Source organism: Roseomonas nitratireducens (assembly GCF_017813355.1).
Classification (GTDB): domain Bacteria; phylum Pseudomonadota; class Alphaproteobacteria; order Acetobacterales; family Acetobacteraceae; genus Neoroseomonas; species Neoroseomonas nitratireducens.
Genome location: NZ_JAGIYZ010000016.1, coordinates 75853 through 88299, shown reverse-complemented (window position 1 = coordinate 88299; position 12447 = coordinate 75853). Strand labels below are relative to the sequence as shown.

The 12447-nt window shown below is 71.5% G+C and carries 12 protein-coding genes and 1 tRNA gene; 11 read left to right on the top strand and 2 right to left on the bottom strand.

Going from position 1 to position 12447, the window contains the following annotated elements:
• Window position 1: 1 nt before the first annotated feature.
• Window positions 2–1231, bottom strand: coding sequence for an MFS transporter (locus J5Y09_RS16550; RefSeq protein ID WP_209352918.1), 1230 nt, complete (start codon window positions 1229–1231; stop codon window positions 2–4).
• A gap of 138 nt (window positions 1232–1369) precedes the next feature.
• Here J5Y09_RS16550 and J5Y09_RS16545 point away from each other — a divergent pair.
• From J5Y09_RS16545 to J5Y09_RS16510, 8 genes are all read left to right on the top strand, one after another.
• Window positions 1370–1445 (top strand) — tRNA-His (locus tag J5Y09_RS16545).
• A gap of 71 nt (window positions 1446–1516) precedes the next feature.
• A complete protein-coding gene (locus tag J5Y09_RS16540) occupies window positions 1517–2302 on the top strand; it encodes an SDR family NAD(P)-dependent oxidoreductase (RefSeq protein WP_209352917.1) in 786 nt (261 codons plus the stop codon).
• Between the two features lie 99 nt (window positions 2303–2401).
• The gene (locus J5Y09_RS16535) at window positions 2402–2941 is read left to right on the top strand and encodes a hypothetical protein (RefSeq protein ID WP_209352916.1); all 540 of its coding nucleotides are present in this window, start codon (window positions 2402–2404) and stop codon (window positions 2939–2941) included.
• Window positions 2942–3099: 158 nt separating this feature from the next.
• Window positions 3100–4482, top strand: coding sequence for a CmpA/NrtA family ABC transporter substrate-binding protein (locus tag J5Y09_RS16530; protein WP_245217184.1), 1383 nt, complete (start codon window positions 3100–3102; stop codon window positions 4480–4482).
• Between the two features lie 3 nt (window positions 4483–4485).
• Window positions 4486–5334 (top strand): nitrate ABC transporter permease, encoded by an 849-nt coding sequence (gene ntrB / locus J5Y09_RS16525; RefSeq protein WP_209352915.1) that lies wholly within the window; start codon window positions 4486–4488, stop codon window positions 5332–5334.
• 4 nt (window positions 5335–5338) lie between these two features.
• Window positions 5339–6202, top strand: a complete 864-nt coding sequence (locus J5Y09_RS16520; protein WP_209352914.1) for an ABC transporter ATP-binding protein — start codon at window positions 5339–5341, stop codon at window positions 6200–6202.
• 26 nt (window positions 6203–6228) lie between these two features.
• A complete protein-coding gene (cynS, locus tag J5Y09_RS16515; protein WP_198375309.1) occupies window positions 6229–6711 on the top strand; it encodes a cyanase in 483 nt (160 codons plus the stop codon).
• 58 nt (window positions 6712–6769) lie between these two features.
• Entirely contained in the window at window positions 6770–7579 is an 810-nt protein-coding gene (locus J5Y09_RS16510; protein ID WP_209352913.1) for an aspartate dehydrogenase, read from the top strand.
• A gap of 165 nt (window positions 7580–7744) precedes the next feature.
• Here J5Y09_RS16510 and J5Y09_RS16505 read toward each other — a convergent pair whose 3' ends face one another.
• Complete coding sequence (locus J5Y09_RS16505) at window positions 7745–9346, bottom strand: alkaline phosphatase D family protein (RefSeq protein ID WP_209352912.1); 1602 nt, start codon at window positions 9344–9346, stop codon at window positions 7745–7747.
• A 176-nt stretch (window positions 9347–9522) separates the two neighbouring features.
• On the opposite strand from J5Y09_RS16505, the gene J5Y09_RS16500 reads away from it, so the two are divergent.
• The 3 genes from J5Y09_RS16500 (at window position 9523) to rpsB (ending at window position 12447) form a co-directional block, all read left to right on the top strand.
• The gene (locus J5Y09_RS16500; protein WP_209352911.1) at window positions 9523–10491 is read left to right on the top strand and encodes an MBL fold metallo-hydrolase; all 969 of its coding nucleotides are present in this window, start codon (window positions 9523–9525) and stop codon (window positions 10489–10491) included.
• Complete coding sequence (locus tag J5Y09_RS16495; RefSeq protein ID WP_209352910.1) at window positions 10488–11462, top strand: Bug family tripartite tricarboxylate transporter substrate binding protein; 975 nt, start codon at window positions 10488–10490, stop codon at window positions 11460–11462. The genes J5Y09_RS16500 and J5Y09_RS16495 overlap by 4 nt, the downstream gene beginning before the upstream one ends.
• Before the next feature lie 184 nt (window positions 11463–11646).
• Window positions 11647–12447 (top strand): 30S ribosomal protein S2, encoded by an 801-nt coding sequence (rpsB, locus tag J5Y09_RS16490; RefSeq protein ID WP_209352909.1) that lies wholly within the window; start codon window positions 11647–11649, stop codon window positions 12445–12447.

The window sequence follows — 12447 nt, the reverse complement described above, 5'->3', positions numbered from 1 at the left end:
TTCAGGCGGCGGCGAGCGCGGGGCGCGGGCCGTCGCGCACCGGCAGGTGCACGATCGCCGCGAAGGCCGCCGCCAGGATCCCGAAGACCCACATCAGGTCGTAGGACCCGGTGCGGTCGAACACCAGCCCGCCCAGGAAGGCGCCGGTGAAGCCGCCGATCTGGTGGCCCAGGAAGACCAGTCCGAAGATGGTCGCGAGCCAGCGCGTGCCCCAGTTGCGCGCGCACAGCGCGACGGTCGGCGGCACGGTCGACAGCCACAGGATGCCCATCAGCGCGGCGAAGATCATGACGCTGGTCGTGGTCTTCTCCATCAGCAGGAAGGCGGTCATCAGCACGCCGCGCGCGGCGTAGATGCCCACCAGCAATTCCCGCCGCTTCCACTTCTGCGTCAGCTCGCCCGAGATCAGCGAGCCCGCGATGTTGAACAGCCCGATCAGCGAGATGGCGCCGGCGCCGACATAGAGCGGCAGCCCGCAGGAATGCACGAAGCCCGGCAGGTGCACGGTCAGGAACGACACATGCACGCCGCAGACGAAGAAGCCGAAGAACAGGCACCAGAAGGACGGGTCGCGGAAGGCGCGGGAGAGCGCGGCGCGCGCCGTCTCGTTGTCCGCCGCGGCTGCGTTGGCGGCCGGGGTCGCCGGCCTGTCGTTGAGCGGCATGGCGAGCGGGATCATCAGCAGCGCCGCCAACGCCATCGCCACCAGCGCCCATTGCCAGCCGAAGCCGGCGATGCCGAGCCCAGCCAACGGCACGATCAGGAACTGCCCGGCCGAGGATCCCGCGGTGCCGAGGCCGACCGCGCGGCCGCGCTTCTCCTCCGGCAGCATGCGGGTGAGGCTCGCGATGATGGTGGGCATGCCGGCCGCCGAGACCGCGACGCCCATCACCACGCCGGCGAAGAAGGTGAAGAGCGGCAGCCCGGCCGAGAAGGCCATGCCGAGGATGCCCGTCGCGTAGAGCAGCGCGCCGCCGATGATCACCTTCCGCCCGCCGAAGCGGTCGGCCAATTGCCCGGTCAGCGGCTGGGAGACGCCGTTGAGCAGCACCTGCAGCGCGATCGCCAACGCGAAGCCCGAGGCGGTCCATCCGTTTTCGGCCGTCATCGGCGCGAGGAAAAGGCCGAAGGATTGCCGCAGCCCCATGGCCAGAATTGCACAGCCTACCGCGCATGCGATGAGCAGGCCGGCGGGTAGCGCGAGGCTGCGGGTCTGGCTGGGTGCGCTCATGAGGGGCTCCTGTCGCGCTGCACCATGTCAGACCGGCGCGGCGGGGCACAACCGGGGCGGCCGCGCGGGTCTGCCATGCGCCCCGCCCCCGCGGTTGACGGGACAGGGGTCGCGGCCTTATTCCCCGCCCCCTCGGTGGCGGCCATAGCTCAGTTGGTAGAGCGCCAGGTTGTGGTCCTGGATGTCACGGGTTCGAGTCCCGTTGGTCGCCCCATACCCCCCCTTCCTTGCGGTGCGCTGGCCTTCGGGCAGGATGAGCGGGCTTCTTCCAGGGGGAACGGTTCCATGCACATCACGCTCAACGGCCGCGGCGCGCTGATCACCGGCGGGTCGAAGGGGCTCGGCCTCGCCATGGCCAAGGCCTTCGCGCAGGCCGGCGGCAATGTCGCGGTCGTCGCACGCGGGGCGGAAGCGCTGGCGCAGGCCGAGGCCGAGCTGCGCGACGCGGCGCCCACCGCCAAGGTCGTGGCGATCGCCGCGGACATCCGCACGCCGGAAGGCTGCGCCCAGGCCCATGCGGGGGCGGTGCGCGCGATCGGCCAGGTGGACATCCTGGTGAACAATGCCGGCACCTCCCAGCGCGGGCCGTTCCTCGAGGTGTCGGACGCGCTGTGGCAGGACGACCTCGACCTGAAGCTGTTCGCGGCGGTGCGGCTGTCGCGCCTGGTGCTGCCGGGGATGCGGGACAGGAAGTGGGGCCGGATCATCAACGTGCTCAACATCGGTGCGAAGGCGCCCAAGGCGACGAGCACGCCGACCTCCGTCTCCCGCGCCGCGGGCATGGCCCTGACCAAGGCGCTGGCGAACGAGTTCGCGCCCGACAACGTGCTGGTGAACGCGATGCTGGTCGGCATCATCGAGAGCGACCAGTGGGTGCGCCGCCACGCCCAGGACAAGCGCAACATCACCTGGGAGGAGTGGAAGGCCGAGCAGGGCAAGCCCGTCCCGCTCGGGCGGATCGGCAAGGCCGAGGAATTCGCGGCGATGGCGCTGCTGCTGGCGAGCGAGCAGGGCGGCTACGTGACCGGCGCGGCGATCAACGTGGATGGCGGGGCGAGCCCGGTGGTCTGACCCGGAGGTCGGCGGCGGGGCGCTGCGAAGCGCTTCGTCGCGCCCCGGGCCCGTGCGGGTGCTCGATGCTGCCGGGCCCCCCTGGCCCGGAGACAGGCCATGATCCCGATCCCGCAGCCCGCACTTGCGCTCAACTCGACCGATTTCGGCGTCTCGGACCACTACACGATGCGGTTCAACGAGACGGTGCACCGCACGCTCCGCCCCGACAACGTCGTCGCCATGGTGTCCCATGGGGTTCGCCTGGCGGGCGAGGGCGGCCTCGCGGCAATCGTCATCAACGCCCATGGCATGTGGGGCCCGGACGGGGTCGCGCTCGGCACGGGGCTTCATCTGGGCAACACGCATCTCTGGTCGCGGGTGAACGGGCAGATCCGCCGGATCTGGATCTGCGCCTGCCAGGTGGCCGATACCCGCGCCGGCTGGCAGTTCTGCCAGGCACTCGCCGTCGCCAGCGGGGCGGAGGTGGTCGGAGCCGTCCTGCCGCAGGTGGCCGCGACCTCGGATCGCGAATTCGCCCTCGACCTCGCGCATGGGCGGCTGGCGCGGATCCCGCCGATGCATGTCGACGAGTATGAGGGGCCGGTCACGATCTGGCTGCCCGATGGACGCACCACGCCCTTCATGCGGGGGCGGTGAGCGTAACGCCGACCGATTTGATGAGGGCGTGGGCAGAAAGTTCATATCTTCGGCAGTGATCCGGCCTGCTGCGCGATTCCGATGCGCATAATGATACGGCACGCGGCTTGCTGACCCCGGCGCGCCGGCCATCTCTCGCCGGCAAGCGGGAGGCAGCCATGGCGCGGATGTTCGACAACCCTTTCTCGGCGGACAGCCGGCTCGATTCCTGTGGCTGCGGCCGCGCGCACGCGCCGGGCCTGGCCTGCGAGCCCGCCGCCGCGGCGGCGCCGGCCGACGGGACGGGCGTGCTCGGCGAAGCGGCCGAGGTCGCGGTCATGAAGGCCGTCTTCCCCGATGATTCGACGCGCCGGTCCCTGCTGCGCATCTTCGGCGCCGGCACCGTCATGGCCGCGATCGAGAGCGTCTTCCCGCTCGCCTCCGCGCGCGAGGCCATGGCCCAGGGGGCGTCAGGGTCGGCCGGCGCGCCGGAGAAGCGCGACCTCAAGATCGGCTTCATCCCCATCACCTGCGCCACGCCGATCATCATGGCGCATCCGATGAACTTCTATTCCCGCCACGGGCTGAACGTGGAGGTGATCCGCACCGCGGGCTGGGCGGTGATCCGCGACCGCGCCATCGCGCGCGAATACGATGCCGCCCACATGCTGGCCCCCATGCCGGTCGCGATGAGCCTCGGCGTCGGCGTCGCGCAGCCGCAGCCCTTCGCCGTCGCGGCGATCGAGAACATCAACGGCCAGGCGATCACGCTCGCGACCAAGCACCGGGAAAAGCGCAACCCGCGCGACTGGCGCGGCTTCCGCTTCGCCGTGCCCTTCGACTTCTCCATCCACAATTACCTGCTGCGGCACTACCTGGCCGAGCACGGGCTCGACCCGGACCGCGACGTGCAGATCCGCGCCGTGCCGCCGCCCGAGATGGTCGCCAACCTGCGCGCGGACAACATCGACGGCTTCCTGGGGCCGGATCCCTTCAACCAGCGCGCGGTCTTCGACGGCGTCGGCTTCATCCACATCCTGACGAAGGAGCTGTGGGACGGGCATCCGTGCTGCGCCTTCGCCGTGCCGCGCAGCATGATCACGGAAACGCCCAACACCTTCGCCGCGCTGATGCGCGCGATCGTGGAAGCAACCGCGTACTCCCAGAAGGCCGAGAACCGGCGGGAGGTGGCGCAGGCGATCGCCGGGCAGAACTACCTCAACCAGCCGCCCACGGTGGTCGAGCAGGTGCTGACCGGCACCTTCGCCGACGGCCTCGGCCGCGTGCAGCGCGTGCCCGACCGCATCGGCTTCGACCCCTTCCCGTGGCATTCCATGGCCATCTGGATCATGACGCAGATGCGCCGCTGGGGGCAGCTGCAGCGCGATGTTGACTACGCGCAGGTCGCCTCCCAGGTCTTCCTGGCACTCGATGCCGGGCGCGCGATGCGTGACCTCGGCCTGCCGGTGCCGGCGAGCCCGCTGCGCGTCGAGACGATCATGGGCCGTCCCTTCGACCCGGCGAATCCCGGCGCCTGGACCGAGCGCGCGATCCGCGCCTGACCGATGACGGCACAGGTTCCCTTCTGGCGGGCGGCGGGGCTGTCGCTCGCGCTGCTCGCGGTCTTCCTCGTCGCCTGGGAAGTGGCGGTGATGCCGCGCTCCGGCAGCGGCCCCGCGATCGACCCCGAATACGCGGCCCTGCTCGGCCAGGCGGCCGCGCAGGGCGGCACCACGCCCATGCCGGGGCCGTCGGCGATCTTCGCGCGGCTGGTCGAATTGCTCTCCGACCCCTTCTACGTGCGCGGCACGAACGACCAGGGGATCGGCGTGCAGATCGCCTATTCGCTGCTGCGCGTGGGCGCGGGGTTCGGGCTCGCGGCGCTGGTCGCGATCCCGCTCGGCTTCCTGATCGGGATGTCGCCGCTGCTGAACGCCGCGCTCAACCCCTTCATCCAGGTGCTGCGGCCGGTCTCGCCGCTCGCCTGGATGCCGTTGGCGCTGTACTCGATCAAGGACAGCGCCATCTCGTCGATCTTCGTCATCTTCATCTGCTCGATCTGGCCGATGCTGCTGAACACGGCCTTCGGCGTGGCGAGCGTGCGGCGGGAATGGCTGAACGTCGCGCGCACGCTGGAAGCGGGCACCTGGAAGACGGCGATCCGCGTCATCCTGCCCGCCGCCGCACCCACCATCCTGACGGGCATGCGCATTTCCATCGGCATCGCCTGGCTGGTGATCGTGGCCGCCGAGATGCTCGTGGGCGGCACGGGCATCGGCTACTGGGTGTGGAACCAGTGGAACAACCTGTCCATCGCGGACATCGTCATCGCCATCCTGATGATCGGTCTGGTGGGCCTGGCGCTCGACCGGCTGCTGGGCCTCGTGGCCCAGGCCGTGGCCTGGCGGGAGTGACGCCATGAGCAATGCCTACGTCTCGGTGGAAGCCATCGCGCGCCGCTACGGCCCGACCACCATCTTCGAGGATGTCTGGTTCGGCATCGACCGCGGCGAATTCGTCTGCCTGGTCGGCCATTCGGGCTGCGGCAAGACGACGATCCTCAACATCCTCGCCGGCCTGGAAGGCCCGACCGAGGGTGCGGTGATCGTGGACGGGACGGAGATCTCCGGCCCCTCGCTCGACCGCGCCGTGATCTTCCAGGGCCATGCGCTGATGCCCTGGATGACCGCGACGGGGAACGTCGCCTTCGCGCTGTCCTGCCGCCATCGCGGCTGGTCGCGGGCACAATGCGATGCCGCGGCGCGGGAGGCGCTGAAGCGCGTCGGCCTCGGCCATGCGCTGGACCGCAAGCCGGCGGAGCTTTCGGGCGGGATGAAGCAGCGCGTCGGCATCGCCCGCGCGCTCGCGCTCAACCCCAAGATGCTGCTGATGGACGAACCCTTCAGCGCGCTGGACGCGCTGACGCGCGGGTCGCTGCAGGACGAGGTCGCACGGCTCGTGACCGAGACCCAGCAGACCGCCTTCATGATCACGCACGACGTGGACGAGGCGATCCTGCTCGCAGACCGTATCCTGCTGATGTCGAACGGCCCCGGCGCGCGCATCGCGGAGGTGGTGGTCAACACCCTGCCCAAGCCGCGCACGCGGGCGAACCTGCATCACATGCCGGGCTACCACGCGCTGCGCGACCACGTGCTCGACTTCCTGATCAGCCGCTCCGCCGCCTTCGACGCCAAGGCGCCGCCGGCGGGCTGGGCGCCGCGCGCCGTGCCGGAAGTGCGCCCCGCGATCGAGACCCCGCCGCCCCTCGCGGCGGAATAGCCACCCCGACCACAGGAGAGAACGCCATGACCCGTGCGCAACTCACGGAGAAGATCCTCGACATCAAGCGCGAGAAGAACTGGACCTGGAAGTACATCTGCGAGGAGATCGGCGGCGTCGCGCCGACCATGATCGTGGGCGCGCTGCTGGGGCAGATGAAGCTGGTGAAGCCGCTGGCGAAGAAGGCCGCGACGCTGTTCGGCCTGTCCGAGGTCGAGGAGCGGATGCTGAACGAGGTGCCCTATCGCGGCACCGCCATGCCGCCGACCGACCCGCTGATCTACCGCTTCTACGAGATGGTGATGGTCAACGGCCCTGCCTGGAAGGCGCTGATCGAGGAGGAGTTCGGCGACGGCATCATGTCCGCCATCGACTTCGACTTCCATTTCGAGCGCATGGCCCATGAGAAGGGCGACCGCGTGAAGATCGAAATGACCGGCAAGTTCCTCCCCTACAAGTACTACGGCGCGGAGCAGGGCATCCCGGCCTACGGCTTCAAGGAGGAGTGACCCTTCTGCCCCGCCGCCGGCCGTGGTAACGCGCGGCCCTCTTTGTTGGGAGGGACGCATGGCGAAGGAACTCACGGTCGGCATCGCGGGGCTCGGCGCGATCGGGCTGCATCTGGCCCGCGCGCTGGATGCCGGCGTGCAGGGCCTGCGGCTCGCCGCCGTCAGCGCGCGGGACCTCAAGAAGGCGCAGGCGAATGTGGGCGGCTTCAAGGTGCCGCCCATGGTCGTGTCCAACGCCGAGCTCGCGGCCTGCGACGTCGTCGTCGAGGCCGCCCCCGCCCTGGCCTTCGAGGAGATCGCGACCGCCGCGATCGAGGCCGGGCGCATCTTCGTCCCGTCTTCCGTCGGCGCGCTGCTGCCGCGCATGCACCTGGTGGAGCGCGCGAAGCAGACCGGCGCGCGCATCATCGTGCCCACCGGCGCGCTGCTCGGCCTCGATGCCGTGCGCGCCGCGGCCGAGGGCGAGGTCGAGAGCGTGACGATCGAGACGCGCAAGCCGCCGCGCGGGCTGGAAGGCGCGCCCTACCTCAAGCAGAACGCCATCGACGTGCTCGCCATCACTACGCCGACCCGCATCTTCAAGGGCAATGCCTTCGACGCGGCGCAGGGCTTCCCGGCGAACGTCAACGTCGCCGCGGCACTCGCGCTGGCCGGCATCGGCCCCGAGCGCACCATGGTCGAGATCTGGGCCGACCCGGCGCAGACGCGCAACCAGCACACGATCCGCGTCGAGGCCGCTTCGGCGCGCCTGACCATGACGATCGAGAACGTGCCGAGCGAGGAAAACCCGCGGACGGGGAAGATCACGCCGCTGTCGATCCTGGCGTGCCTGCGGGGGCTGACCAGCACCTTGAAGGTGGGATCCTGAAGGGCGGGGGGAGAAGGGAACTTCTCCCCCCGCGGGTCCCATCGACGTTGCTGCGCAACGCCGATGGGCGCCCGCTCCCCCCCCCTCAACCTTCTTTGAAACCTGGGAACTGACCTCCGCTGTCAGTCCCCAGAAGACAAAGAAGGGAGGGGGTGCGGGGGAGGGTCATCCTCCCCCGCCCTTCACCTCCACCCGCCCATCCTCCACCACGAACCTCCCCGCGATCTCCCGCGGCGCGCCGGGGCGCGTGACGAAGGGCAGGCTGACGAATTCGGTCGTCAGCTGCGTCGCCGTCGCCTCCGCCACGCAGTAGCCGCGCTGCGCGTGGAAGAAGCCGATGTCGCCGTTGCGCCGCAGCATCTCCTCGCCCGCCGGCGTCATGGCCACGCCATCGCCGGCGCTGCTGATCGACGTCGCCGTGAACTCCGTCGCGACCGCCGCCGCGCCCGGGCCGGCGCGGACCGTTGATGCCATCGCGACATGCACGTCGCCCGAAAGCACGACGGGGTTGCGCGTGCGGCGTTCCGCGATGCCGTCGAGCAGCCGCTGCCGCGCGGCGGGGTAGGCGTCCCACTTGTCCATGGAGATCGCGCCGCCGCGCAGCTCCCGCCGCATCATCGGCACCTGCTGGGCGAGGATGTTCCAGCGCGCCGGGCTGTCCGCCATGCCACCGAGCAGCCAGGCTTCCTGCGCCGCGCCGAGCATCTGCGCGTCGGGCCGCGCGACCTCCGCGCAGGCCGGGCCGGTGCGGTCGCCGCAGGGCTGGTCGTCGCGGAACTGCCGCGTGTCCAGCACGTGCACGCGCGCCATGCCGCCGAAATCCAGCCGCCGATAGGCGGTGATGTCCGGCCCGCGCGGAAGGGCGGCGCGGCGGACCGGCATGTGCTCGTACCAGGCCTGGAAGGCCGCGGCCTTGCGCAGGGCGAAGATCTCCGGCGGCACGGCGATGGGAAAGCGCGTGCTGCCGTCCTCCTCGCTGATCGTGCCGGCCCAGTTGTTGTCGACCTCGTGGTCGTCGTAGCTCGGCAGGAAAGGGTGCGCCGCGTGCGCCGCCTGCAGGTCGGGGTCGAGCCGGTATTGCGCGTAGCGCTGCCGGTAGTCGGGCAGGGCGATGATCTCCTCCCCCAGATGCGGCCGCACCAGCGGCCCCCAGCCCGGCTGCCCCGGCGCGCGGCCGCGGTACTCGTAGATGTAGTCGCCATAGTGGAAGACGAAGTCGAGATCCGCCTCGGCCGCGATGTGCCGCCAGGCGGTGAAGTGGCCGTGCTCGTAGTGCTGGCAGCCGGCGAAGGCGAAGCGCAGCCGCGCGGGTGCCGCGCCGGCTGCCGGGGCGGTGCGGCAGCGGCCGGTCGCGCTCGTCTCCCGCCCCGCGCGGAAGCGGTAGAAGTATGGCCGGCCGGGCGCCAGGCCCGCGACCTCCACATGGATGGCGTGGGCGAGTTCGGGGCGCGCGATCGCGTTGCCGGTCGCGACGCGGCGGATGAAGCGGTCATCCTCCGCCACGTCCCAGGCCACCTCGATCGCCGCGCGCACCATGCCGCCATCCGGCGCGAGCGGTTCGGGCGCGAGCCGCGTCCAGATCACGAAGCCGTCCGGCGCGGGTTCGCCGCTGGCGACGCCGAGGGTGAAGGGGAAGCTGCGGAACACCGCCTGCGCGCGTGCCTGCCGCGTCGGCGGCGCGACGGCGCCGAGGGCGGCGAGCCCCGTCGCGCCGCGCAGCAGGCCGCGGCGCGACAGGTCGAGGATGTGGCGGCGGATGCTGTCCATGCGGCGGCCTTCTGAATTGGGGCCCCCAGGCTGCACCGCGCCGTTCCGCCCCGGGATGAATCCTGCGTGACCCGTCGCCGTGCCGCCAGCCTTCATTCCGGCCCCTGACAGCGCCGCGCGCGGCTGGCATCCTTGCGCCCGCACCGGCGCAGGGCCGGGCAGGGAGGAAGAACCGCATGACCCCCATCGCGCGTCGCGGCGTGCTCGCCGCCCCGGCTGCCCTCGGCCTCGCCTCGGCCGCCGGGCGCCCCGCCGCGGCCGCGGCGCCGCCGGTCGGCCGGCAGGTCGCCGGCCTGTACCGGACCCGTGTCGGGGACATCGAGGTCACCTGCGTCGCCGACGGCACCATCGCCCTGCCGGCCGCCCTGTTCGGGGAGGCGAACCAGGCCGATGCGCGCCGCGTGCTGGCGGAGAACTTCATCGACGCGGCCACCCCCGTGCCCTGCGCGGTCAACACCTTCCTGGTCAATTCGGGCGGGCGGCTCGCGCTGATCGATGCCGGGTCCGGCGCCTGGCTCGGCCCGACCATGGGGCAGCTCGCGCCGAACCTCGCCGCGATGGGCGTGACGCCGGCGGAGATCGACGTGGTGATCCTGACGCATCTGCACCGCGACCATGCGGGCGGGCTGCTCGACCGGGAGAACCGCCCACTGTTTCCACGCGCCGAGATCGTGGTGCCTGAGGCCGAGGCCGCCTTCTGGATGGATGAGGGCAACAGCGGGCGCGTGCCGCAGGGCTCGCGCGGCGGCTTTCCGTATGCCGCGCAGGTCGCCGCGGCCTATCGCGACCGGCTGCGCCGCGTCCCCGGCGGGCGGGAGGTGGCGCCCGGCGTGACGTCCATCGACGCCTTCGGCCACACGCCGGGGCACACGATCTACCGAATCGCGTCGGGCAACGCGCAGCTGCTGGTGTTCGGGGACATGGTGCACGTCCCGGTCCTCCAATCGCGCTTCCCCGGCTGGGGCATCGCCTTCGACGTCGATGCGGCGACGGCGGCGGCGACGCGGCGGCGGGTCTTCGACATGGCGGTGGCCGACCGGCTGCTGGTCGCGGGGATGCACCTGGATTTCCCGGGCCTCGCGCGCATGCGGCGCGCGGGGGAGGGCTTCGAGTTCGTCGCCGCGCCCTGGCAGGCCGTGCTGTGAGGGCGCCCCGCCGGGCGCTGCTCGCCGCCCCCGCCCTGCTGCTCCTCCCGCGCGGGGCGCGGGCGGCCTTTCCGGACCGTCCGGTGCGCATCGTGGTGCCCTTCGCGGCGGGCACCTCCTCCGACCTCCAGGCGCGGATGATCGGCGAACGGATGGCCACGGCCCTCGGCCAGCCGGTGATCGTCGAGAACCGCGCGGGCGGCGGCGGGACTGTCGGCGCGGACGCGGTCGCCAAGGCGGCGCCGGACGGGCACACGCTGCTGCTCGGCTCGAACGGGCCGCTGACCAATGCGCCGGTGCTGCAGGCGCGGCTGTCCTACGACCCGGCGAAGGATTTTTCCGCCATCGCCATGATCAGCCGCAGCCCGGTGACGCTCGCGGTGCGCGCCGACAGCCCGTACCGCAGTGTGGCCGACGTGCTCGCCGCGGCCCGCGCCCGGCCGGGCACGCTCGCGATCGGTTCCTCCGGCCAGGGGAGTGCGACGCATTTCCTGATCGAGCAGGTGATGGCCACCGCGAATGTGCGCCTGACCCATGTGCCCTATCGCGGGTCCTCCATGTCGGTGCCGGACGTGATCGCCGGGAACATCCCGCTGGTGATGGCCGAGATCTCGACGGTGCTGCCCACCTGGCGGGGCGGGCAGTTGCGCATCCTGGCCATGGCCTCCGCCGGGCGGATGCCGATCGCGCCGGAGGTGCCGACGCTGATCGAGAGCGGGCTCGACCTGACGGGCGGGTCCTGGGCGGGGCTGGTCTCGGCGGCGGGCACGCCGGCGCCGGTGGTGGCCACGCTCGCCGCCGCCGTGCGGCGGGGGCTGGCCGACCCGGCCTACCGGGCGCGGCAGGCGGAACTCGGCGCCGAGATCGTGGCCGAGCGGGAACAGGCCCCCGACGGCTTCGCCGCCTGGCTGGAGCGGGAGAGGGCGGCGATCCGCGCGACCGCCGACCGGGCGGGCATCCGGCCGGAATAGCCGCCGGGGGCTTGCCCGCGCGGCGCCTTTCGGCCATACCCCGCGCGCCGGTCGGGGGCAGCCCCGCCCGGTAATCCGCACGCGGTGCGCCCTTCCTCGACCAAGGCAGGGTCCGGTCCCCGGGAGACATCCGGGGCATGCGCCGCGGAGGCCCAACCGGACTAACAGGAAGGAGGATCGCCCCATGGCGATGCGCGAAGTCACCCTGCGTGCCCTGCTCGAGGCGGGCGTGCATTTCGGCCACCATACGCGGCGCTGGAACCCGCGCATGGCCCCCTACATCTTCGGCGTGCGCAACCAGGTCCACATCCTGGACCTGCAGCAGACCGTGCCGATGATGGACCGCGCCCTGCGCGCGGTGCGCGACGTGGTGGCGGCCGGCGGCCGCGTGCTGTTCGTCGGCACCAAGAAGGCGGCGGCCGACTACGTGGCGGAAGCCGCGACCCGCTGCGGCCAGTACTACGTCAACCATCGCTGGCTCGGCGGCATGCTGACCAACTGGAAGACGATCACGGGCTCCATCAAGCGCCTGAAGCAGATGGAAGAACGTCTTGGCACCGACACGAGCGGCCTGACCAAGAAGGAAGTCCTGATGCTGACGCGGGAGAAGGAGAAGCTCGACCGCGCCCTTGGCGGCATCAAGGAGATGGGCGGCCTGCCGGACATCATCTTCGTCATCGACACGGTGAAGGAGAAGCTGGCGATCGAGGAAGCCAACAAGCTCGGCATCCCCGTCGTCGCGGTGGTGGATTCCAACGCCGATCCGGAAGGCGTGACCTACCCGATCCCGGGCAATGACGACGCGATCCGCGCCATCACCCTGTATTGCGACAGCATCGCCTCCGCCGTGCTGGACGGCATCTCGGCCGAGATGCAGGCGTCGGGCGTCGATCTCGGCGCCGCCGAGGACCTCGCGCCGGAGGCCCTGCCCGAAGTGGCCGCGGAAGCGCCGGCCCAGGCCGAGCCCGCCGCGCCGCAGGCCTGA

Coding starts and splice junctions, on each gene's coding strand:
- J5Y09_RS16550 (WP_209352918.1), bottom strand. CDS start 1,231: ATGAGCGCACCCAGCCAGACCCGCAGCCTCGCGCTACCCGCCGGCCTG.
- J5Y09_RS16540 (WP_209352917.1), top strand. CDS start 1,517: ATGCACATCACGCTCAACGGCCGCGGCGCGCTGATCACCGGCGGGTCG.
- J5Y09_RS16535 (WP_209352916.1), top strand. CDS start 2,402: ATGATCCCGATCCCGCAGCCCGCACTTGCGCTCAACTCGACCGATTTC.
- J5Y09_RS16530 (WP_245217184.1), top strand. CDS start 3,100: ATGGCGCGGATGTTCGACAACCCTTTCTCGGCGGACAGCCGGCTCGAT.
- ntrB (WP_209352915.1), top strand. CDS start 4,486: ATGACGGCACAGGTTCCCTTCTGGCGGGCGGCGGGGCTGTCGCTCGCG.
- J5Y09_RS16520 (WP_209352914.1), top strand. CDS start 5,339: ATGAGCAATGCCTACGTCTCGGTGGAAGCCATCGCGCGCCGCTACGGC.
- cynS (WP_198375309.1), top strand. CDS start 6,229: ATGACCCGTGCGCAACTCACGGAGAAGATCCTCGACATCAAGCGCGAG.
- J5Y09_RS16510 (WP_209352913.1), top strand. CDS start 6,770: ATGGCGAAGGAACTCACGGTCGGCATCGCGGGGCTCGGCGCGATCGGG.
- J5Y09_RS16505 (WP_209352912.1), bottom strand. CDS start 9,346: ATGGACAGCATCCGCCGCCACATCCTCGACCTGTCGCGCCGCGGCCTG.
- J5Y09_RS16500 (WP_209352911.1), top strand. CDS start 9,523: ATGACCCCCATCGCGCGTCGCGGCGTGCTCGCCGCCCCGGCTGCCCTC.
- rpsB (WP_209352909.1), top strand. CDS start 11,647: ATGGCGATGCGCGAAGTCACCCTGCGTGCCCTGCTCGAGGCGGGCGTG.